Raw genomic sequence first — 20,501 nt, forward strand, 5'->3', positions numbered from 1 at the left:
GACGATCGAATGAAGTCGCCTCGCGATGCCCTTCGTGCCGGTCGCTGCCATGGTCGGTCTCCCGATGTCCGGTGTGCGTTCACCAACCCGGCCCGCCGCGACGGTGAACCGGGCACAAGGCGCCCACGCCGGCAGTATGCCGGAAGAGCCTGCGCGCGCCAAGCGCATTTCGCTGGTTTTTGGCCTCAGAACGGCAGACCCTGCTACCTCACGGCATCACCCGGCACGCGAGGTGGGGGGCGGTCTCGGATGTCGGCTGCGGTTGGGGGTTCGGATTCCGCGCCGGCGGCGAAGCGGAGGTCGGTGGGAATGCCGTAGGCGCGTACGCGGAAGGGTGGTTTGAAGAGGGCGAGTTCGTAGGCGTCGCCTGTGCCGCGGGGAGTGATGGGGGCGACGAGGACGCGGACGCGCGGGCCTTGCCAGTCGGGGTCGATGGGGGCTTCGAGGGGGACGGAGATGGAGCCGCCTGGGCCGACGAGGGGGGCGTCGAGGGTGGTGGTGTCGCTCTGGCCTTCGTAGACGCGGAGGGCGAGGTCGGCGGTGGAGTCGTTGAGGAAGGTGAACTGGGGGTGCGACGTGCCGCAGGCGGCGAGGAGGAGAGAGACGGAACCGAGAATCGTCGCGGCGTGGCGCATCATGGGGCCTGCTCCTTGGGCGTGGGGGGGGGCGGCTCGATGCGCATCTCTTCGACGACGGTGCGCCGGAGCGTGACACGCCCGGCGGGGGTGTCGCGGGTCTGCTCCTGCGTTTCGCGGCGGAGGGTTTCGGTCTTCGGCGCGGCGGGGTCGTGGCGGACGCCCTTCCAGACCTCGCCGAGGAACTCGCCGAGGGAGCGCATGAGGGTCTTGCGGGGGGCGCCGGGCATCGGAGAAGGATAGTGCGCAGCGTGCGTGTGCGCGGCTATCGCTTCTTTCCCTTCTTCTTTTCAGGTTCCTCGACGGTGACGCGTGTGCGCATCGACTTTCCGGTCTCGGTGTTGAAGCCGCACTGCACGCAGACGACGCCGCCGGGGGGGATGGGGCTGTTGCACTGGGGGCAGGGCGTGGACTTCACGGCGACGGAGCCTTCGACAAGTCGCGCCATCACGGGGTCCGTGCCGCCGGTCTGCGGTTGGGGGGGCGCTTTCGCGGCGGCCCTGGCCTGCTGCTTCTCGATGCAGGCGCGGCAGGCGTATCGGCCCTGCCTGTCCTTGACGTGCGGACGGGCGGAGCAGTCCTGCTTGCAGATGACGCAGACTTTGGGCTGTCCCTCGGCCATCGCCGGCTCCGGTCGCGTGGGTCAGTGCCCGTGGGTGCGCTTCGCCTCGGCGAGGAGGCGGGGCACGTCGGCGGGCTTGAGGTTCTCGTGGAGGGTGTGGTCGATGAGGGCGGCCGGCGCGGTGCCGCAGGAGCCGAGGCACTCGAGCTCGATGAGGGTGAACTCGCCGTCGTCGGTGGTCTCGCCGACGTCGATGCCGAGGGCTTCGCGGACGGCGTCGGTGATGGCCTGCTGGCCGCAGAACTCGCAGGCGATGGACCGGCAGACGGCGACGACGTGCCTGCCCTTGGGTCGGAGCCAGTACTCCTCGTAGAAACTGGCGGTGTCGAGGACTTCGGCGGGGGAGAGGCCGAGGTGGCGGGCGATCTCCATCATCGCCTGGTGGGGGATCCAGCCGTAGCGCTCCTGCACCATGTGAAGCGCGGGAAGGAGCGCGCCGGCCTTGCGCTCGTAGCGCGGGAGGATGCGCTCGTCGAGATCGCGGCGCATGTCGGCGGTCAGATACGGCTCGTCGCGGCGTTCGACCTGCGCGCCGGCGGAGTCCTTGGTGATCCACGCCATCGTCAGCGGCCCTCGTCGGTCGGTGCGCTCGCCTGCCGGCCGCCCGGCGGGGTGCCGGGGCTGAACCGTAGGCCGCCGACGGTGGGGTGCGCCGTAAAGGGTGAGCCTGCAAGAGGCTGCGTCCGCTGCACGCTGCCGGCGGAGGCGTTCGGGGCGCGCTCGACGACGGAGTCGGGGAATGGGGGCGGCGTGTCGGTCTTGCCCCAGGTGACGCAGGAGACCGGCTCGCCCTTGGCGTCCAGGAGCACGACCCAGTCGCCGTCGTTGGCGAGGCCGGTGCTCTTCGAGGTGTTGCTCATGGTGAAGACCCATGCGCCGTCGAAGTCGTCGTGGGGCTTGTCGGGGGCCTTGGTGGAGTCGCCGACGGGGCCGGTCCAGGTCTGATTCACGCCGTTGAAGACGACGACGACGGCGCGAGGGGGGAGTTCGAACCTGGGGAAGACGAAGGAGACCTGGTTGCTGCCGGGGGGGTTTCGGTCGTTGATGGTGTAGCCGTCGAGGCGGATGGGCTTGTCGTGCGGGTTGTAGAGTTCGACGAACTCGTCGCCGAGGGCGTCGCGGAGGCCGTCGCGGTTGGCGTCGCCCTCCGGCCCGCGCGGGACGGCGTAGAGGACTTCGGTGATGATGGGGTGGAGCGGCGCGCCGGCGGGAGTGCGCGCGGGCTGCTGCTGCGGCTGCTGCGCCTGGGCGGGCACGAGCAAGGCGATGAGCGCGAGTGGGAGCATCGGGTTCTCCTTCGGCGATCAGTCCGGGATCACGGTGAAGCGAGGCGAGCCGTAGGTCGCGTCGCCGTCGGCGACGACTTCGATGCGCTGGTAGCCGCGGCGGACGTAGAACTTGCTCGGCGGGAGTCCTGCCTCGTCGGCCTGCACAACATAGAGGCGCATGGGGTCGGTCCACGGGGCTTCGACGGGGCCGAGGGCCGCGCTCTCGCCGGGGGCGAGTCGCGTCGAGGCGAGGCGGACCGGCTCGTCGACGAGGCGGTCCTGCGAGAGCCAGGCGGTGATCGGGACACTCATGCGGTTGGTGAGGTCCACGGTGTAGGTGGTGTTGCAGGCGCCGAGCGTGAGCGCGCCCGCGGCGGCGACGCCCGAGCACGCCGCGAGGCGCGTGGCGAACCGTGGGAATGCACGTCGCGGCATGGTCGGCTCTCCTGCCCTCCGGCGCGGCGGGCGTGCCGCGGGCGGGAGGGCAGGATACTCACTCCGGGGAGGTTCCCGCCAGTTCGGCCTTGAGCCATTCCTTGGCGGCTTCCCAGTCTCGCTTGACGGTGCGGGGGGAGCAGTCCATGGCTTCGGCGATCTGCTCGATGCGCAGGCCGACGAAGAAGCGGAGCATGACGACGCGGAAGATGCGCGCGTCGGTGCGTTCGAGTTTGTCGAGGGCCTCGTTGAGGGCGAGGAGTTCGCCGGCGGACTCGGGGCGCGAGGAGAAGCCGGTGTCGAGCGGGACGCGCTTTCGCCCCCCCCCGTGCTTGAGGGCGTGGCGCCGCCGGGCGTCGTCGATGAGGATGCGTCGCATGGTCTGGGCGACGGCGGCGAAGAAGTGGCCTCGGCTCTCCCACTCGGCCTCGGGCGTGGAGAGGACCTTGAGGTAGGCCTCGTGGACGAGGGCGGTCGGCTGGAGGATGCCGCTGGCGCGCTCGAACTTCATCTGGGAGTGGGCGTACCGGCGCAGGTCGGCGTAGAGGCGGTCGAACATCTCTTCGGAGCGGGCGCGCGCGGCATCGGCGGGATCGCGGCCGTCCGACGGCGGCAGCGGTGCGGTAGTCCCCTCCATGCCCTGCAACCTTAGCCCCCCGCGGCACTCGGCGCGGCGCGGACGAGCGGCGAGCGTGCGGGGGGTACGATGCACGCACGGGACGCGGGGTGCGCCCGGGCATTTGCACACGGGGATCGCATGGGGCGGGCTGACGCACGGGCAGGCATGGCGCTTCGGATGGTCGTCGCGCTGGTGGCGTGGTGCGTGGTCGGGCTGCCGGTGATGGCGCAGCCGACGCCGCCGCCCGAGGCGCCGCGGCTCGACGAGGTGGAGCGTCGCCTTGCGGCGGTGGGCGAACGGACGGACCTGCCGGAGTCGGCGCGGGTGGAGCTGGCGGGGCTGCTGCAGCAGACGATCGAGGCGTTGCGTGCGGCGCAGGGGTTCGAGGTGCAGATCGCGGAGTATGACCGGCTGATCGCGGAGTCGCCAGCGTTGCTGGAGCGCATCCGTGCGGAGCTGGCGGAGCCGGCGCCCGCGCCGGTGGTGGACCTGCCGGCGGGGGCGACGGTGCAGGACGCGGAGCAGCGGCTCGCGGAGTCGCAGGCGGAACTGGCCGCGGCGCGGGAGGAACTGGCGCGGCTGGAGGCGGAGCCTGAGCGTCGCTCGCAGCGGCGGACGGAGATCGCGCAGCTGGTGGCGCAGGGGCGGGCGAGGCTGGCGGAACTGGACGAGCGGATCAGCCTCGCGCCCGCGCCGGCGGACGAGGTCGAGCGAGCGCGGCTGGACCTGCTGCTGGCGCAGCGGCGCGCGCTGGCGTCGGAGATCACGAGTTACGAGAAGGAGCGTGGGCGGTACGACGCGCGGCGCGAGGTGCTGCCGGAGCAGCGCAACCGTGCGGCGCGCCGTGTCGCCACGCTCGAGGCGACGGTTGCGGCGTGGCAGGCGGAGGCGCAGGAGCGGCGGCGCAGGCAGGCCGAGGAGCAGGCGCGCGAGGCGCAGCGGCTTCGGCGCGAGGCGGCCGCGCTGACGCCGGCGCTGCGCGAGCTGGCGGAGCAGAACCAGGAGATCGCGGACGCGAGGACGGGTCGGGACGGCATCGCGGAGCGGCTGGCCAAGGCGAGGGCGGAGCTCAATGCGTTGCCGCAGGAGATCGTGCGGTTGCAGCGCGAGTTCGCGTCGGTGAGCCGGAAGGTGGACGCGGCGGGGCTGACGAGCGCGGTGGGTCAGTTGCTGCGTCGGCAGTTGGAGCGGCTTCCGGACGAGTCGCTGCTGCGGCAGCGGTCGCGTGAGCGTCGGGCGGCGGTGGCGGACAGCCAGGTGCGTCTGCTGCAGGCCGAGGAACTGGCGGCGAGCGTGCGCGACGAGGACGCGTTCATCGCGGACCTGATCGCGGGGCTGTCGCCCCCGCCCGGGGAGGCGGAGGCGCAGGCGATCCGGGAGTTGGCGCGGGAGCTGCTGGCGCAGCGTCGGGCGTTGCTGGCCGCGCTGACGGACGACCACGAGTTGTACGTGGAGCGGATCGCGCCGGAGCTGGACGCGCTGAGCAGGCAACTGCTGCTGGCGACGGAGCAGTTCCGGGGGTACGTGGAGCGGCGCATCCTGTGGCTGCGGAGCGTTCGGGGGGGGGCATTGCCTGACCCTGTGCAGGCGGCGCAGGCGGCGCGGTGGCTGGTGGCGTCGCCGGATTGGCCGGAGGCGGTGCGGCGTGCGTGGGTCCGGTCGGCGACGGACACGCTGGCGTCGGGGCTGTCGGCGCTGCTGCTGGTGATGCTTGGGGGCGCGTCGCCGTGGGCGTCGCGTCGGCTGGCGAAGCTGGCGGAGTCGTGCCGGCGTTTCACGACGGACTCGTACCGGCTGACGATCAGGGCGCTGGGGTTGACCGCGTTGAAGGCCGCGCCGGTTCCGGCGGCGTTGCTGCTGCTGGGGTGGTGGATCGCGGCGCCGACGGACCAGGTGGAGATCGCGCGTGCGGCGGGACCGGCGTTGCGGCGCGCGGGGTACGTGCTGTTCGCGCTGCTGATGGCGTGGCACGCGTTGAAGCCGAACGGTCTTGCGGAGGCGCACTTCCGGTGGCCCTCGGCGACGGTGCGGCGAGTGCGCCGGCACATGCTCTGGTTCCTGTGCGCGGCGGGGCCGATCGTGTTCGTGGTGGGCACGATCGACCGGCAGACGGTGAGCGAGGCGTGGAACGAATCGCTGGGCCGGATGGCGTTCATCGCGGGGCTGGTGGCCCTGGCGGCGGTCGTCCAGAGGCTCTTCCGTCCGTCGGGGCCGATCGGCGTCTACTTCACGACGAGCAACCGTGGCGGCTGGATGGACCGGCTGAAGTGGGTGTGGTACCCGTTGCTGGTGGGCGCGCCACTCGCGCTGTGCGTGCTGTCGCTGGCGGGGTTCCACTACACGGCCCACGAGCTGGCGGTGCGGCTGGTCGATTCGATCCTGCTGCTGCTGGTCCTGGTGCTGGTGTACGCGATGCTGCTGCGCTGGTTGTTCGTGGAGCGCCGGCGGCTGGCGATCGCGCGGGCGAAGGAGCGGCGCGCCGCGGCGCAGGAACAGGCGGAGAGCGGCGTCGAGGCGGTCCCGCTGGCCGACGAGCGCGAGCTCGAAGTGCCGGTGATCGACGCGCAGACGCGGCAGTTGATCCGGGCGGTGGTCGCGGTGTCGGTGGTGCTGGGGTTGTACTCGGTGTGGGCTGGGACGCTCCCGGCGTTGCGCGTGCTGGACCGCGTGCAGGTGTGGCCGACGGTGCGGATGCTGGACTCGATGTACGTGGACGACGTGTCCGCGCTGGTCGCTCCCGTCGCGGTGGATGCCGCGCCCGCGGCGCCCGCGGCTGCTGCGCCCGGGTCGGCTGGGGCGGGTGCATCTTCGCCGAGCATCCCCGGCGTGCCGCCGCTGACGCCGACGCGGGGCGCTTCGGAGAGCGAGTCCGGGGCGGCGATTCCGGCCTCGGTGACGCTGGCGGACCTCGGCGCGGCGGCGCTGCTGATCCTGCTGACGACGGTGCTGGCCCGCAACGTTCCGGGCCTGCTGGAGATCACGCTGCTCAAGCGGCTGCCGATGGACGCCGGCTCGCGGTACGCGGTGAGCACGGTTGCCCGCTACCTGATTCTCATCGTGGGAGTGACGGCGGTGTGCACCGCGCTGGGGATCGGGTGGTCGAAGGTTCAGTGGCTTGCGGCCGCGCTGACGTTCGGGCTGGCGTTCGGGCTGCAGGAGATCTTCGCGAACTTCATCTCGGGCCTGATCATCCTGGCCGAGCGGCCCGTGCGCGTGGGCGACGTCGTGACGATCGGGAACGTGTCGGGGACGGTCGCGCGCATTCGGATGCGAGCGACGACCATCCTCGACTGGGACCGGAAGGAGCTGATCGTTCCGAACAAGGCGTTCATCACGGACCAGATCATCAACTGGTCGCTGTCGGACCCGACGCTGCGGCTGACGACGACGATCGGCGTGGCGTACGGGTCGGACACCGCGCTGGTCGAGCGCACGCTGCTCGCGGTCGCGAACGCGAACGAGAACGTGCTGAAGGACCCCGCGCCGACGGTCGTCTTCCAGCGCTTCGGCGAGAGCAGCCTGGACTTCGAGTTGCGCGTCTTCCTGCCGGCGATCGACCGGCTGGTGCCGACGCGACACCAGCTGCACCTGGCGATCGACGCGGCCTTCCGTGCGGCGGGGATCGAGATCGCCTTCCCGCAGCGCGACCTGCACATCCGATCGGTCGATGGCGTGTTCACGGTGGCCCAGGACGGCTCGGTGCGTCGCGCGGCGGGCGGCGATGCGTCATGATCGCGGGGCGCGCTCGGGCGGGTCGTCGTCGGGCAGCATCCGCGCGGCTGGGGTTTCGAGGTCGTCGAACTGACCCTGGCGCGCGGCCCGGATGAACGCCCACACACCGAGCGCGGCGAGCGCGATCGCCAGCGGGAGAACGAGGTAGATCACGCTCATGCGTCGCCCCCGAAGGTCCGCGACCGGTAGGAGAGGAAGACGACGGTGAGGGAACTGAGGGGCATGAGCACGGCGGCGAGGAGCGAGGAGATCAGCCCTGCCATGCAGAGCGCGACGGCGACGGCGTTGTAGGCGAGCGAGGCGGCGAGGTTGCGCCGGATGACGCCGACGGTGCGGCGCGAGCCGCGGCAGAGTTCGACGATGGGCGCGAGGCCGGGGGTGCGGAGGTAGGCGTCGGCGGCGGCGAGGCTGGCCTCCGCGCCGCCGCTGACGGCGACGCCGACGGTTGCACGGGCGAGCGCGGCGGCGTCGTTGACGCCGTCGCCGACCATGACGACATGGCCGCGGGCGAGTTCTTCCTCGACGACGCGGAGTTTGTGCTCGGGAGTTGCACCGCCGAGGCAGTCGCGTTCTTCAAGCCCGAGCGAGCGACCGACGGCGCGGACGACCTCCGGGTGGTCGCCGGAGAGGAGGCGCACGCGCCAGCCGTCGGCGCGGAGCGCGTCGATGGAGGCTCGGGCGTCCTCGCGGAGGGGATCGCCGAGGGCGGCGAGCGCGACGGCGCGGCCGTCCACGGCGACGAGGACGGGCGAGAGCGCGTCGGCGGTCGCTCGTTGGATCGCGTCGGTGAGCCATGCGGGCCGATCGGTGATGAACGCGACGGAGCCGACCTCGACGCGGCGTCCGCACACCGTGCCGAGAACGCCTGAGCCGAGAGTCTGCGAGACGCCGCTCGCCGCCGTGGCGATCTCGTCGCCGGCGTGCGCGATGATGGCACGCGCGACGGGGTGCGAGGAGTCTCGCTCGACGGCGGCGGCGAGGGCGAGGGCGTCGGAGTCGCCCTCCCAGCGGACGACGGCGAGCCGGCCCTGGGTGACGGTGCCGGTCTTGTCGAGGAGCATGACGCCCGGTCGGGCGAGGCGTTCGATGGCGGCCCCCCCCTTGATGAGGATGCCGCGGCGCGAGGCCCGCCCGACGGCCGCGGTGATCGCGAGGGGGGTGGCGAGTCCGAGCGCGCACGGGCACGTGACGATGAGCAGCGCGAGGGCGGACTCCATCGCCCTTGCGGGGTCGTGGCGCACCCAGAGGGAGAAGGTGATCGCGGCGAGCGTGGTGACGACGAGGACGAACCACCCCGCGATGCGGTCGGTGAGGGCGACGATGGGGGCGCGGCGTCGTGCGGCGTCCTCGACGCCGGCCATCAGGCGGCCGACGCGGGTTTCAGCGCCGGTCGCCTGCACGCGCACGAGCACGCGGCCGGCGAGGCTGGTGGTCGCGGCGTGGACGCGGTCGCCGGGTCCGGCGGCGATGGGGCGTGACTCGCCGGTGAGGAGGGAGGCGTCGATCTCGGTGCGGCCGGATTCGATGACACCGTCGGCCGGGAAGGCTTCCTCGGCGCGGACCTCGACGGTGTCGCCGGGGCGGAGGCTCGCTGCGCTGACGCGGCGCGAAGTGCCGTCGGGGCCTACAAGGCGCGCCCAGGCGGGGGCGAGCGAGTAGAGGAGTTCGACGGCGTCGGCCGCGGAGCGCTGCTGGCGGTGCTGGAGCCATCGTCCGGAAAGGAGGAGAAAGACGAGCACGGTGAGCGCGTCGAAATAGACGTCGCCCTCGCCGCGCAGGACGTTGACGACGCCGACGAGGCCCGCGGCGGCGAGGCCAATGGCGATTGGCAGGTCGAGGCGCGGGGCGCGTGCCCGGATGGAGGCGATCGCGCCGCGGAAGAAGACGCGGCCGGGCCAGGCGAGCGAGAGGAGGCCCAGGCCGAGGCTCGTCCATCGGAAGAACTGGCGGAACTCGGCCTCGATGCCGCTGACCATGCCGCTGTAGAGGGCGAGCGCGAGGAGCATGCAGTTGCCGGCGATCGCGCCGGCGACGGCGATGCGGACGAGAAAGCGGCGGTCCTCGCGCCTGGCGGCCTCGCGCGATCGCGCGTCGCGTGCGGGGTGCGGGGCGTAGCCGAGGCGGTCAAGCGTGCGGGCGATTTCGCCGAGGCGCACGCGGGACGGATCCCACGCGACGCGCACGAGTGAGCGGCCGAGGTCGAGGCGCGCCTCGGCGACGCCGGGCAGGAGGCGCGGGAGGCGTTCGACGAGCCAGACGCAGGCCGCGCAGTGGACGCCCTCGAGGAAGAGTTCCGCGGTGCGCAGGCCGCCGTGGCGTTCGCGGACGAAGGCGCGGGTGAAGGCGTCGTCGTCGAACTCCTCGTAGTGTGCGCCGGTGGAGCGTGCGGGGCCGCCGGTTGCTTGTGCGAGCGATTCGCGCAGGGCGTAGTAGCGTTCGAGGCCGCAGCCGTGGATGACTGCGTAGACGGTGCGGCATGCCTCGCAGCAGAACTGGCGCTGGGCGTCCGGCTCGACCAGCCCGGCGGGGACAGGGAGGTGGCAGTGTGCGCAGTGCGGTGCGGGCGCGCTCGCCGCTTTCACGGTCTCGCGTTCGGCGATCGCCGGGGTCACGGCTCGTCCCCCGACTCAGCGCAGCACGGCAGGTCTTGATGGTCCGTGGCGCGTACGTGGTCGATCGCACCCGCGACGCCGACGACATTCGTGTCGCTTGTGTGCATCGTGGGCAGTGTGACGCGACCAAGGACGGAACCGAGGCCGACGGCGACGAGCAGCATCGGCATGAGGACGGGGAGGCGGCGTCCGAGCGGGCCGGTGATGGTGCGCACGCCGACGCCGACGGCGACCATCATCGGGAGGGTGCCGAGCCAGAACGCGCCCATCGCTGCGGCGCCGAGGAAGGAGTCGCCCGTGCCGGCGGCGGCGATGACGAAGGCGTAGAGCCAGCCGCAGGGGAGGAGCGTGGTGAGGAGTCCGATCGCGCTCGCACGGGCGATTGGCGGCAGGGCGAACGCGCCGCGGTGGGCCGTGGTGAGGATGCGCCGGAGGGGCGCGGGCGGTTTGAACCACGGGACGCGCACGCCTCGGAGGTGGAGGAGTTGGCCGACGCCGAAGACGACCATGAGCGTGCCTGCGAGCGCTGCGGCTGCGCGCTGCACACCGACGGCCGACGCGCCGAGGTCGAGGGCGGAGCCGGCGAATCCGGCGATCGCGCCGAGGGTGAGGTAGGTCGCCAGCCGTCCGCCGTTGTACGCGGCGTGGAGGAGGGAACGCGGCACGGTCCTGGCGTCGTCCGCGCCGACGGCGAGGGCGACGAACGCGCCGCACATGCCCGCGCAGTGAGCGCTGCCGAGCAGGCTGGCGGCGAGCACCGCGCCGATGAGGGCAAGGCTCATCGTGGTTGCCCTCCCGCGACGCGCACCTCGGCGGAACCGATGAAGGCTTCGCCCGCGCGCCGGACTTCGTATCGGACTTCCCAGGCGCCGGCACGCGCGATCGGCGCTGGGCCGACGAGCACGCCCGGCGCGGACTCGGTGAGGGTTGCGACGATGCGTTGCGACGAGCGTGCGTGGTGGAACATCTCGACGCTCGCGGCGGCTCCTTCGATCGGGCGACCGTCGGCGTCGAGGGCGGTCAGGCGCACCTCGCGGTTGCCGAGCGGGTCCGGCGAGGCCGAGACCTCGACCTCGATTCGCCAGCCGAGTTCCTCGTTGCGGGAGGCCTGCGCGCGGCGTTCGTCCCAGCGGAGGGCCTTGTCGTAGTAGTCCGGCTCGACGGCGAAGGAGGGGTCGGTGAGCGCGACGAAGGCGGTGACGCCGGCGAAGCAGAGGCTGATGGAGATGAGGGCGACGACCATGCCGGGCCAGAAGAGCCGGGCGGGGATGCCGCCGACGCGGCCGTCGTCGCGGTTGGTGGCGTGTGCGCTCATCGCCTGGTTCCTGCCTCTCTGCCTGCGCTGAAGAAGGGGAATGCGGTCTCGGTGGTGTAGCCGTCGGTGCCCGTGACGCGGAGGGTGATGTCGGTCCGGCGTTGCGTGACGGCGTCGGCGGGCAGGACGATGGAGACGGCCTCGCTCCGCAGCGCGCCGGCCGCGACGCGGAGAGGGCTTTCGACGGCGATGACGCGCGCACCCTCAACGCCCGGCACGCCGACCTCGTAGCCGACTTCAGCCCGGGTGCGGTTCCGCACGCGGACGATCGCCTGGTTCGAGACCTCGCCTGTCGGCAGGACGTTGAACGGCAGGCCCGGCCCTCGCAGGACGGTGACGTCCGCGGCCTCGATGCGCGAGAGTGAGACGAGGATGCCCGCGACGACCGCAGTGAGGAGGCACGGGTAGATGAGCAGGCGTGGGCGGAATCGCCGGGCGCGTTCGCCCTCGATGCCGGCCTGCGAGCCGTAGCGGATCAGCCCTCGGGGTCGGCCGAGGCGTTCCATGACTTCGTCGCAGGCGTCGATGCACTGGGTGCAGTGGATGCACTCCATCTGGAGGCCGTCGCGGATGTCGATGCCGGTGGGGCAGGTGGCGACGCACTTGAAGCAATCGACGCAGTCGCCCGTGGTGCGTTCGGCGGGCTTGCCGTTCGCGCTGACGACGGGGAGGGCGATGGTGGTCGCGGCGCGTTTCGCCTTGCCGCGCGGCTCGCCGCGCCTCGGGTCGTACGCGACGACGAGCGAACGTCGGTCGAGGAGGACGGACTGGAATCGGCCGTAGGGGCAGGCGACGATGCAGGTCTGCTCGCGGAAGAAGCAGAAGTCGAACATCATCAGGGCGGTGACGGAGGCCATGATGAGGAAGGAGGCGGGGTGCTCGGCTGGCGATCGGCGGACCCATCGCGCGAGTTCCTCGACGCCGACGAAGTAGGCGAGGAAGGTGTGCGCGAGGAACATGGAAACGAGGAGATAGACCGCGTACTTGGCGGGGGTGCGCCACGCGCCGCGCTTGCGTGTGCGTCCCGGCTCGCCCTCGAAGAAGCGCTCGATGGGGCGGTAGACGAACTCCATGTAGACGGTCTGTGGGCAGGCCCACCCGCACCAGACGCGTCCGAAGAGGGCGGTGAGCAGGAAGACCGTAAGGAAGACGCCGACGACGAAGAGGGCGAGGAGCAGCGTGTCGGTCGGGTAGAAGAGGCCGCCGAAGAGGGAGAACTCGCGGCGTGCGACGTCGAGCAGGATGACGGGCCTGTTGTTGATCTTCAGATAGGGCAGGAGCGTGAAGAGGCCGATGAGGAGCCATGCGGCGGCCCTGCGCCTGCGCCAGAAGCGTCCGCGCGACGGCTTGGGCTTCAGCCAGCGTCGGCTCCCGTCGGCGTTGAGGGTCGAGAGCACCCGCTCATGCTGTCGATCGACGGCGGTCATCGGACTCTCCCCGGAACTCTCGCCGCCCCCTTACGGCGTGCTTCCCTCGATGCTTGGCCATGGCGGGATGGCGTCTCCCTCTGGGCCTCGCGGGCCTGGGAGGTTCTGGCCGCGCAGGCGCGCGACGTAGGACGCCACGAGGATCATTTCGTTGGTTGAGAGGCGCTTGTCCCAGGCGGGCATGGCGCCTGCGGCCGCGCCGTTGGCGACGACGCCGTAGACGTCTTCGACGCGTTTGACCCACTTGTAGTGGTCGTCGGTGAGGTTGGGTCCGACGAGTCCCTCGCCGCGCTGGCCGTGGCACTGGGCGCAGTTGGCGGTGTAGACGCCGGAGGCGACGGCGCGCCAGCGGTCGTCGGTGGTGACGGTGAGCAGCGTGTGCTGGTCGGGGGTCAGTTCGCCGAGGTCGGCGAAGAGGCGTTTGAACTCGCGCGTGACGGCGGCCTGGTGCGCCTCGTGGACCGTGTACGCCATGGGGCTGAAGTGCCAGAAGGTGAAATAGACGATCGAGAACAGGACGGTGCCGATGAAGATGGCGTGCCACCAGCCCGGCGTCGGGTTGTCGTACTCCCGGATGCCGTCGTACTCGTGCTCCATCAGCCGGTCTTGGTGGCTCATCGGTTCTCTCCGGGTCCGGGGTCGTCGAGGGGGATGAAGGCGTGGCGGCGCATCTCGTCGCGTGGTCGCGTGAGGACGCGCAGCGCGACGAGGACGAACGCGCCGAAGAAGATGACGAGGCCGGCCTCGGCCCAGACGGCGAGCCCCGCGTTGCCGACGACGTCCGAGAGGCTCACGGCGCGGCTCCTTCCTCGGGGTCGCGTGAGATATCGGTGCCGAGCCGCTGGAGGTACGCGATGAGCGCGATGACCTTCTTCGTCTGCATGCCCTCGGGGCCGCCCTGCTGGACGAGCTCTTCGGCGATGCGAGAGGCCTGCTCGCGCGCCATGGCCGGGGCGCGCTGCACCGCCTCGCCGTAGGGCACGCCGAGCATCGCCATTGCGTCCACGCGGGCCTGGATGCCCTCGAAGTCGATCTCGGCCTCGAGCAGCCAGGGGTAGCGGGGCATGACGGACTGCGGGACGAGCTGCTGCGGGTTCTCGAAGTGGAGCAGGTGCCAGAGGTGCGACTGCTTGCCGCCCACGCGGGCGAGGTCCGGCCCGATGCGCCTGCTGCCCCACTGGAAGGGTCGGTCGTAGACGAACTCGCCGGGCTTGCTGTACTCGCCGTAGCGCTTGGTCTCGGCGAAGATGGGGCGGATCATCTGCGAGTGGCAGTTGTAGCAGCCCTCGGAGACGTAGATGTCGCGCCCGGCGAGTTCGAGGGGCGTGTACGGGCGCACGGACGCGATCGTCGGCACGTTCGAGCGGATGAGGAACGTCGGGATGATCTCGAAGAGCGACGCGACCACGACCGCGATGACGACCCAGACCGTGAAGCGCAGCGGCATTCGCTCCCAGCGCCGGTGCCACGCGCCCTGCATGAAGCGGTCGATGGCGTGCCCGGCGGCGATCACGTTCGTCAGGCGCTGCGGGGGGGGAGGCTCGTCCTGGTAGTCGCGGGTGAGGCGCGGGGCGTGCTGCACCGCGTCCTCGTAGACGGCGGGGCGTGCCTTCCAGGTCATCAGGACGTTGACGGCCATCATCACGAAGCCGGCGATGAAGAGCAGGCCGCCGGCGACCCGGATCCAGTAGAAGGGCATGAGGCGGGCGACGGTCTCGGCGAAGTCGGGGTAGGCGAGTCGGCCGGTCTCGTCAAAGGCGCGCCACATGAGTCCCTGGGTGATGCCGGCCGTGTACATGGAGATGACGTAGAGGAGGATGCCGACGGTGCCGGTCCAGAAGTGGGCGGTGGCGAGGCGTCTGGACCAGAGTTCGGCGCGGAAGAGTCGGGGGGCGAGCCAGTAGATCATGCCGAAGGTCATGAAGCCGTTCCAGCCGAGGGCGCCGGAGTGGACGTGGGCGATGGTCCAGTCGGTGTAGTGGCTGAGGGCGTTGACGCTCTTGATGCTGAGCATGGGGCCTTCGAATGTGGCCATCATGTAGAAGGTGATGCCGACGACGAAGAACTTGAGGACGGGGTCGGTGGTGACCTTGTTCCACGCGCCGCGGAGGGTGAGCAGGCCGTTGATGCCCCCGCCCCAGCTGGGCATCCAGAGCATGAGGGAGAAGAGCATCCCGAGGCTGCTGGCCCAGGCGGGCAGGGCGGTGTAGTGGAGGTGGTGCGGCCCGGCCCAGATGTAGATGAAGACGAGCGACCAGAAGTGGACGATGCTGAGCCGGTACGAGAAGACGGGGCGGTTGGCGGCCTTGGGCATGAAGTAGTACATGAGGCCGAGGAAGGGGGTTGTGAGGAAGAAGGCGACGGCGTTGTGCCCGTACCACCACTGCATGAAGGCGTCCTGCACGCCGGCGTAGAGCGGGTAGCTCTTCAGCAGCAGGGCGGCGGAGGGCATCTCGCCGGACCTGATCCAGTGCGTCAGGCCGACGGGCAGCCAGAGGTTGTTGAAGACGTGGAGGAGGGCGACGGTGACGATGGTGGCGATGTAGAACCAGAGGGCGACGTACATGTGCCGCTCGCGTCGGCGGGCGAGCGTGCCGAAGAAGTTCACGCCGAAAAAGCCGACCCAGACGACGGCGATCGCCAGGTCGATGGGCCACTCGAGTTCGGCGTACTCCTTGCTCTGCGTGATGCCCAGGGGCAAGGTGAGTGCCGCGGCGACGATGATGAGTTGCCAGCCCCAGAAGTGGAGCGCGCTGAGCATGTCGCTGAACATGCGGGCCTTGCAGAGGCGCTGCGTCGAGTAGTAGACGGCGGCGAAGATGGCGTTGCCCGCGAAGGCGAAGATCGCGGCGTTGGTGTGCAACGGGCGCAGGCGGCCGAAGGTGAGCCAGGGCAGGCCGAGGTTCAGGGCCGGCAGGGCGAGTTGGACGGCGAGGATCAGGCCGACGAGCGTGGCGACCAGCCCCCAGACGATGGTGGCGAGCATGAACTTGCGGACGATGGCATCGTCATAGACGAACGACTCCATGATGCCCGCGTGGCCTGCCCCATCGGCTGGCCCCCGATCCGCACTGGCCGTCTCGCTCATACAAACAAACCCCTTTCGGATGGGGATGATTGGCAATCCCCCCGAAATCTCGGTGCAGGGAGGCCGATACAGCGGATATACTTATCGTCAAATGCGATATAGTCAACCGGTGTTGTCCGCGATTTGAGCGAGGTTCTGTCCTGAGGCGGTGCGATCTCGCGATGCTCTCCAGAACGACCGAATACGCGCTGCGAGCCGTGCTTTACCTGGCCAAGTCGGGCGGGAGGCCGCACACGACGCAGGCGATCGCCGAGGCGGTGCAGGTGCCGGAGGGGTATCTGGCGAAGGTTCTGAGCACGCTGGCGAAGGCTGGGGTGCTGCATGCGCAGCGCGGGCCGTCGGGTGGGTTCACGCTCGCGCGGCCTCCGGAGCGGGTGACAATGCTGGACGTTGTGGATGCGTTGGACGCGTTGCCTGAGATCAAGGAGTGTCCGCTTCGGCTTCCGGAGCACACGCCGGTGTTGTGCCCGCTGCATCGTCGGCTGGACGAGATGGTGACGACGATGCGTCGCACGCTGGCGGCGACGACGGTGGCGGAGCTGCTGGCGGAGTCGTTGGAGCCGCGCGGATGCGAGTTTCCGCCGCTGGCGAGGCCGACGGTGCGTGGTCGGGTGTGATCAGGCGGAGCGTGTGTTCCAGGGCATCCTGGCGAGGAGCGCGGCCATGCCGCAGGTGTTGGTGACGCCGGCGAAGACCAGCCCCGCGCCGACGAAGGCGCTGAGCAGGTAGAACCAGGGCGAGACGAGATAGCCGAGCGCCGCGCCCGCGACGACGAGCGAGCCGGCGGTGATCTGGACCTGCCGCTGGATGCTGATGGTCGCGCCCGGGGATCGTTCGACGGGGAGTCCCGCCTTTTTCCACGCCTCGATGCCGCCCTCGAGTTGCGTGACTTCGGGCCACCCGCAGGCGAGGAGGCGTGTGGCGGCGTCGGTGGATCGCTTGCCGCTGCGGCAATGGAGGACGACGCGCTTGCCGTCGGGCGTGGGGACTCGTGCTGGATCGAAGGAGGAGAGCGGGACGCAGATGGAGCCGCGGAGGTGCGCCTCGCGGTGCTCGTCCGGCTCGCGGACGTCGACCACGACGGCCTCGCCGCGCTCGACCCACGAGCGGAGGGTCTGCGCGTCGACGTTTCGGATCGAACCCGGGCGTGCTTCCGGCTGTGCCGTCGTCATGGTTCGGCTCCTTGTTGGTTGTATGGCGCGAGATTGTTGGCCGGTTGGGCGGTCCAGTCTCGGATGGCGTGGGGGGCTTCACGGTAGAGGACGAACGCGGCCATGGCGAGGAGGAAGAGTCCGAAGGTTTTGCGGAGCGTGGTCTGCTTGAGGCGTCCCGCGATCGCGCTGCCCGCGAAGGTTCCGGCCGCGCCGACGGCGATGAACAGGCCGATGGTCGTCCAGTCGGTTTCGATGCCGAGTGTGGGGAGGACGCGCTGGTGCTTGACGAATCCGACGGCGCAGTTCATGACGATGACAGCGAGGCTGGTGCCGACGGCGTGCCCCATGGGGAGTTGCATGAGCAGGACCATGGCGGGAACGATGAGGAACCCTCCACCGACGCCGACGAAGCCGGTCAGCGCGCCGACGGCGAGGCCCGCGGCGACGGTGAGAGCGGCGGCGCGGAGGCCGCGCCTCGGTTCCGTCCCCGGGGCCGGCACTCGCGAGGCGATGCCGACGCCGCGGACCATGAGCGTGGCGGCGACGAGCATGACGCCGGCGAAGATGGTGAGTTGCACCGCGCCGCTGACGTACTTGGAGCCGAACGCACCGAGGAACGACCCGATCATGCCCGGGAGGCCGAAGAGGATCGCGCTGTTCCATCGGACCGCGCCGCGGCGTGCGTGCAGGGCGGCGCCCGCGGCGGCGATGCCGCCGACGATGGCGAGCGACTCGGCGATGGCGGCCTTCTCGGGTCGGCCGAGGAGGTAGACGAGGACGGGGACGGTGAGGATGGACCCGCCCGAGCCGAGCAGCCCGAGGCTGACGCCGACCGCGAGCGCGCCGAGCAGTGCGTAGATCACGCGTTCATCTCGGGGCCATCCGGCCCGGGGTGATGGTCTCGCCGCCGGACTTTTCCCATGCGCTCATGCCGCCCGCGAGGTTGGTCACGTCGTGGCCGAGTCGCTGGAGGAAGGAGCAGGCGGAAGCGGAGCGCACGCCCCCGGCGCAGTGGACGACCATCGGCCCGCGGGGGAGTTCGTCGAGGCGTGCCGGGAGGCGTGTGTGCGCGACGTTGACCGCGCCGGCGATCGCGCGGGTCTCATGCTCCGCGGCGCGGCGGACGTCGAGCACGGCGCGGCTGTTGATCTCGCCGGAGTGCAGCCACTCGCGTAGTGTCGGCGCATCGATTTCCGGTGTCGTTGCGAGGTTGCGCAGGCCGGCGAGGTCTTCCGGCACGACCCATCCCTCGACGCGGTCCAGGCCGATGCGGACGAGGTCGCGGGTCAGCTCCTCGACGCGGCCAGGCTCGCAGACGAGCACGATCGGTTCCTCGGGCTTGATGTACGAGCCGGTGACCATGGGGAACTGGCTGTTGGTGGGCGTCCACATCGAGCCTGCGAGGTGGCCGTCTCGGAAGGCGGGCCAGGGGCGCACGTCGATGACCGCGGTCGAGCGGCCGTCGATGCGAGAGAGTTCGTCGGTGGTGAGCCTGCACGGCCTGGGGACTTCGCCGAGGAAGGGAACGCCGTCGCGGTTCTGGACCTTCATGCGTGCGAAGTAGAGGGGCGGCTCGGGCTGTCCTTCGAGGATGAACTCGACGAACTTCGACTCGTCGCCCGCGAAACTCAGGGCCGGGTTGAATCGGCGTTCGTAGCCGACGGTGCTCTGGGGGACCGCACCGAGGGCCTTGCCGCACGCGCTACCCGCGCCGTGCGCGGGCCAGACCTGGAGGTAGTCGGGCAAGGCGGTGAACTTGCGGAGCGATGCGAAGAGGGTGTGCGCGGAGGCTTCCTTGACGCCTGCGACACCGGCGGCGGTTTCGAGCAGGTCGGGCCGGCCGAGGTCGCCGACGAAGACGAAGTCGCCGGTGAGGATGCCCATGGGTTCGGACGCGCCGCCGCCGTGGTCGGTGACAAGGAAGCAGAGGTGCTCTGGGGTGTGGCCGGGGGTGTGGAGGGCGCGCAGTTCGATGTTGCCTACGCGGAAGGATGAGCCGTCTTTGAGCAGCACGGCGTCGTAGCGGCCGCCGCCCCGCTTGCTGTCGAGCCAGCCGTACTTCCAGTCGGGTCCGCCCTCGTCGGAGAGGTAGAGGCGTGCCCCGGTGCGTTCGGCCATCTCGCGTGAGCCGGAAAGGAAGTCGGCGTGGATGTGGGTCTCCGTGACGGCGGTGATCCGCAGGCCGTTGGCCCGCGCGAGCGCGACGTAACGGTCCACGTCGCGCTCGGGATCGACGACGACGGCTTCGCCGGTGCGCTGACAGCCGATGACGTAGGCGGCCTGCGCAAGTTTCTCGTCATAGACCATTCGCATGAACATGCCGCGCTCCTCTCGTCGCCCTGGGACGAAGTGTTCGGCGGGGGCGGGGCCTTGCACGCCCCATCTCCTTCCCATTTCGCCGGCCGCGCCCCGGACGCTCAGCGTTGGAACAGGGTAGGTACCATCCTCACCAACCGGCCCCGGAGGCGTTCGATGGCGCTCGGCATTCTCGGCGGCGGACAACTCGGCCGGATGATCGCGCTGGCCGCGCACCCGCTGGGCGTGCGCTGCCGGTTCCTCGACCCCGCGCCGGACGCGTGCGCCGCTTCGGTGGGCGAGCACCTGGTCGCCCCGTTCGACGACGAGGGCGCGCTGGCGCGCCTGGCGGAGGGCGCGGAGGCGGTGACGTGGGAGTTCGAGAACGTGCCGGTGGCCGCGCTTCACCGGCTCGGCGGGCGTGTGCCCGTGCGGCCGGGGCCGACGAGCCTGGCCGTTTCGCAGGACCGCTTCGAGGAGAAGCAGGCGTTCGAGCAGGCGGGCTACGCTGTCGCGCCCTACCACGCGGCGTCGTCGCTCGAGGAGGTGCGCGTGGCGGTCGAGCGTGTCGGCGCGCCGGGCCTGCTCAAGACCCGCACGGGGGGCTATGACGGACGCGGGCAGGCGCGCGTGGATTCGCCGGACGATGCCGAACGCGCGTGGCGGGCGTTGGGGGGCGCACCGGCGATCTACGAGCGGCGCATCGCGTTCCGGCGCGAACTCGCGTTGGTCGGGACGCGGGCGGAAGACGGGACCATCGTGTTCTACGCGCCCGTGGAGACGGTCCACCGCGAGGGCATCCTGCACACGGCCCGCGCCCCCGCGCCGGACATCGATCGCGCCACGCTGCTGCGGGCGGAGCGGCACGCGGCCGCGCTGCTCGAATCGCTCGGGCACGTGGGCACGTTCGCCATCGAGCTCTTCGACGACGGCGAGGCGCTTCTGGCGAGCGAGATGGCTGCCCGCGTCCACAACAGCGGGCACTGGACGATCGAGGGGGCGGAGACGAGCCAGTTCGAGAACCACGTCCGGGCGGCGCTCGGGATGCCGCTGGGCGAAACGGCGACGCGGGGGCACGCCGTCACGGTCAACCTCGTCGGCGAGACGCCTGCGAGCGAGGACGTGCTCGCCATTCCCGGCGCGCACCTGCACCTCTACGGCAAGCAGCCTCGCCCGCGCCGGAAACTCGGGCACGTGACGCTGCGGGCGGACACGACGGACGAACTCGAAGACCGCCTCGCGCGCCTGCTGCGATTGCTCCGGCTCTGACGCTCCGGGTCGGGCGACCCACCCTCGTCC

The 20,501-nt window shown here is 71.0% G+C and carries 20 protein-coding genes and 1 pseudogene; 3 read left to right on the top strand and 18 right to left on the bottom strand.

The genetic code is table 11. From position 1 onward, the window contains the following. Positions 1 to 421: 421 nt before the first annotated feature. From FBT69_10775 to FBT69_10805, 7 genes and pseudogenes are all read right to left on the bottom strand, one after another. A pseudogene (locus FBT69_10775) lies at positions 422 to 553 on the bottom strand (cellulose-binding protein). Positions 554 to 634: 81 nt separating this feature from the next. Next, the gene (locus tag FBT69_10780; protein ID MDL1905275.1) at positions 635 to 865 is read right to left on the bottom strand and encodes a hypothetical protein; all 231 of its coding nucleotides are present in this window, start codon (positions 863 to 865) and stop codon (positions 635 to 637) included. A 35-nt stretch (positions 866 to 900) separates the two neighbouring features. Beyond that, complete coding sequence (locus tag FBT69_10785) at positions 901 to 1,257, bottom strand: hypothetical protein (GenBank protein ID MDL1905276.1); 357 nt, start codon at positions 1,255 to 1,257, stop codon at positions 901 to 903. A gap of 21 nt (positions 1,258 to 1,278) precedes the next feature. After that, entirely contained in the window at positions 1,279 to 2,130 is an 852-nt protein-coding gene (gene nuoE, locus FBT69_10790; GenBank protein ID MDL1905277.1) for an NADH-quinone oxidoreductase subunit NuoE, read from the bottom strand. Continuing rightward, the gene (locus FBT69_10795) at positions 1,821 to 2,543 is read right to left on the bottom strand and encodes a lamin tail domain-containing protein (GenBank protein ID MDL1905278.1); all 723 of its coding nucleotides are present in this window, start codon (positions 2,541 to 2,543) and stop codon (positions 1,821 to 1,823) included. Before FBT69_10795 ends, nuoE begins: the two co-directional genes overlap by 310 nt. 18 nt (positions 2,544 to 2,561) lie before the next feature. Then, positions 2,562 to 2,960: a hypothetical protein gene (locus tag FBT69_10800; GenBank protein ID MDL1905279.1), complete on the bottom strand. Its 399-nt coding sequence runs from the start codon at positions 2,958 to 2,960 to the stop codon at positions 2,562 to 2,564. A 58-nt stretch (positions 2,961 to 3,018) separates the two neighbouring features. Next, a complete protein-coding gene (locus FBT69_10805) occupies positions 3,019 to 3,597 on the bottom strand; it encodes a sigma-70 family RNA polymerase sigma factor (GenBank protein ID MDL1905280.1) in 579 nt (192 codons plus the stop codon). 69 nt (positions 3,598 to 3,666) lie between these two features. On the opposite strand from FBT69_10805, the gene FBT69_10810 reads away from it, so the two are divergent. Then, the gene (locus FBT69_10810; protein MDL1905281.1) at positions 3,667 to 7,311 is read left to right on the top strand and encodes a mechanosensitive ion channel; all 3,645 of its coding nucleotides are present in this window, start codon (positions 3,667 to 3,669) and stop codon (positions 7,309 to 7,311) included. Here FBT69_10810 and ccoS read toward each other — a convergent pair. From ccoS to ccoN, 8 genes are read right to left on the bottom strand one after another with little or no spacing between them, the layout of a single operon-like run. Next, positions 7,306 to 7,470: a cbb3-type cytochrome oxidase assembly protein CcoS gene (gene ccoS, locus FBT69_10815; protein ID MDL1905282.1), complete on the bottom strand. Its 165-nt coding sequence runs from the start codon at positions 7,468 to 7,470 to the stop codon at positions 7,306 to 7,308. The two genes, FBT69_10810 and ccoS, sit on opposite strands and share 6 nt — an antisense overlap. Then, a complete protein-coding gene (cadA, locus tag FBT69_10820; protein MDL1905283.1) occupies positions 7,467 to 9,923 on the bottom strand; it encodes a cadmium-translocating P-type ATPase in 2,457 nt (818 codons plus the stop codon). Before cadA ends, ccoS begins: the two co-directional genes overlap by 4 nt. Beyond that, positions 9,920 to 10,705 carry a sulfite exporter TauE/SafE family protein gene (locus FBT69_10825; GenBank protein MDL1905284.1) on the bottom strand — a complete coding sequence of 262 codons (786 nt, stop codon included), beginning with the start codon at positions 10,703 to 10,705 and terminating at the stop codon, positions 9,920 to 9,922. Before FBT69_10825 ends, cadA begins: the two co-directional genes overlap by 4 nt. Further along, positions 10,702 to 11,238 (bottom strand): hypothetical protein, encoded by a 537-nt coding sequence (locus tag FBT69_10830; GenBank protein MDL1905285.1) that lies wholly within the window; start codon positions 11,236 to 11,238, stop codon positions 10,702 to 10,704. Before FBT69_10830 ends, FBT69_10825 begins: the two co-directional genes overlap by 4 nt. After that, the gene (gene ccoG, locus FBT69_10835; protein ID MDL1905286.1) at positions 11,235 to 12,665 is read right to left on the bottom strand and encodes a cytochrome c oxidase accessory protein CcoG; all 1,431 of its coding nucleotides are present in this window, start codon (positions 12,663 to 12,665) and stop codon (positions 11,235 to 11,237) included. Before ccoG ends, FBT69_10830 begins: the two co-directional genes overlap by 4 nt. Positions 12,666 to 12,695: 30 nt before the next feature. Continuing rightward, complete coding sequence (locus FBT69_10840; GenBank protein MDL1905287.1) at positions 12,696 to 13,283, bottom strand: c-type cytochrome; 588 nt, start codon at positions 13,281 to 13,283, stop codon at positions 12,696 to 12,698. Further along, complete coding sequence (locus FBT69_10845; protein MDL1905288.1) at positions 13,280 to 13,459, bottom strand: hypothetical protein; 180 nt, start codon at positions 13,457 to 13,459, stop codon at positions 13,280 to 13,282. The genes FBT69_10840 and FBT69_10845 overlap by 4 nt, the downstream gene beginning before the upstream one ends. Continuing rightward, a complete protein-coding gene (gene ccoN, locus FBT69_10850; GenBank protein MDL1905289.1) occupies positions 13,456 to 15,753 on the bottom strand; it encodes a cytochrome-c oxidase, cbb3-type subunit I in 2,298 nt (765 codons plus the stop codon). The genes FBT69_10845 and ccoN overlap by 4 nt, the downstream gene beginning before the upstream one ends. A gap of 161 nt (positions 15,754 to 15,914) precedes the next feature. Here ccoN and FBT69_10855 point away from each other — a divergent pair, with 161 nt between their 5' ends. Continuing rightward, the gene (locus FBT69_10855) at positions 15,915 to 16,370 is read left to right on the top strand and encodes an Rrf2 family transcriptional regulator (protein MDL1905290.1); all 456 of its coding nucleotides are present in this window, start codon (positions 15,915 to 15,917) and stop codon (positions 16,368 to 16,370) included. Here FBT69_10855 and FBT69_10860 read toward each other — a convergent pair whose 3' ends face one another. The 3 genes from FBT69_10860 to FBT69_10870 are packed head-to-tail and all read right to left on the bottom strand — an operon-like array spanning position 16,371 to position 19,226. Next, on the bottom strand, positions 16,371 to 16,925 hold the full coding sequence (locus FBT69_10860) for a rhodanese-like domain-containing protein (protein MDL1905291.1): 555 nt from the start codon (positions 16,923 to 16,925) through the stop codon (positions 16,371 to 16,373). Then, on the bottom strand, positions 16,922 to 17,770 hold the full coding sequence (locus tag FBT69_10865) for a sulfite exporter TauE/SafE family protein (GenBank protein MDL1905292.1): 849 nt from the start codon (positions 17,768 to 17,770) through the stop codon (positions 16,922 to 16,924). The genes FBT69_10860 and FBT69_10865 overlap by 4 nt, the downstream gene beginning before the upstream one ends. 4 nt (positions 17,771 to 17,774) lie before the next feature. Beyond that, positions 17,775 to 19,226 (bottom strand): MBL fold metallo-hydrolase, encoded by a 1,452-nt coding sequence (locus FBT69_10870; protein ID MDL1905293.1) that lies wholly within the window; start codon positions 19,224 to 19,226, stop codon positions 17,775 to 17,777. 153 nt (positions 19,227 to 19,379) lie between these two features. On the opposite strand from FBT69_10870, the gene FBT69_10875 reads away from it, so the two are divergent. Continuing rightward, positions 19,380 to 20,471, top strand: a complete 1,092-nt coding sequence (locus FBT69_10875) for a 5-(carboxyamino)imidazole ribonucleotide synthase (GenBank protein MDL1905294.1) — start codon at positions 19,380 to 19,382, stop codon at positions 20,469 to 20,471. Positions 20,472 to 20,501 lie beyond the last annotated feature (30 nt).

The organism is Synechococcales cyanobacterium CNB (assembly GCA_030263455.1).
Taxonomy (GTDB): Bacteria; Planctomycetota; Phycisphaerae; order Phycisphaerales; family UBA1924; genus CAADGN01.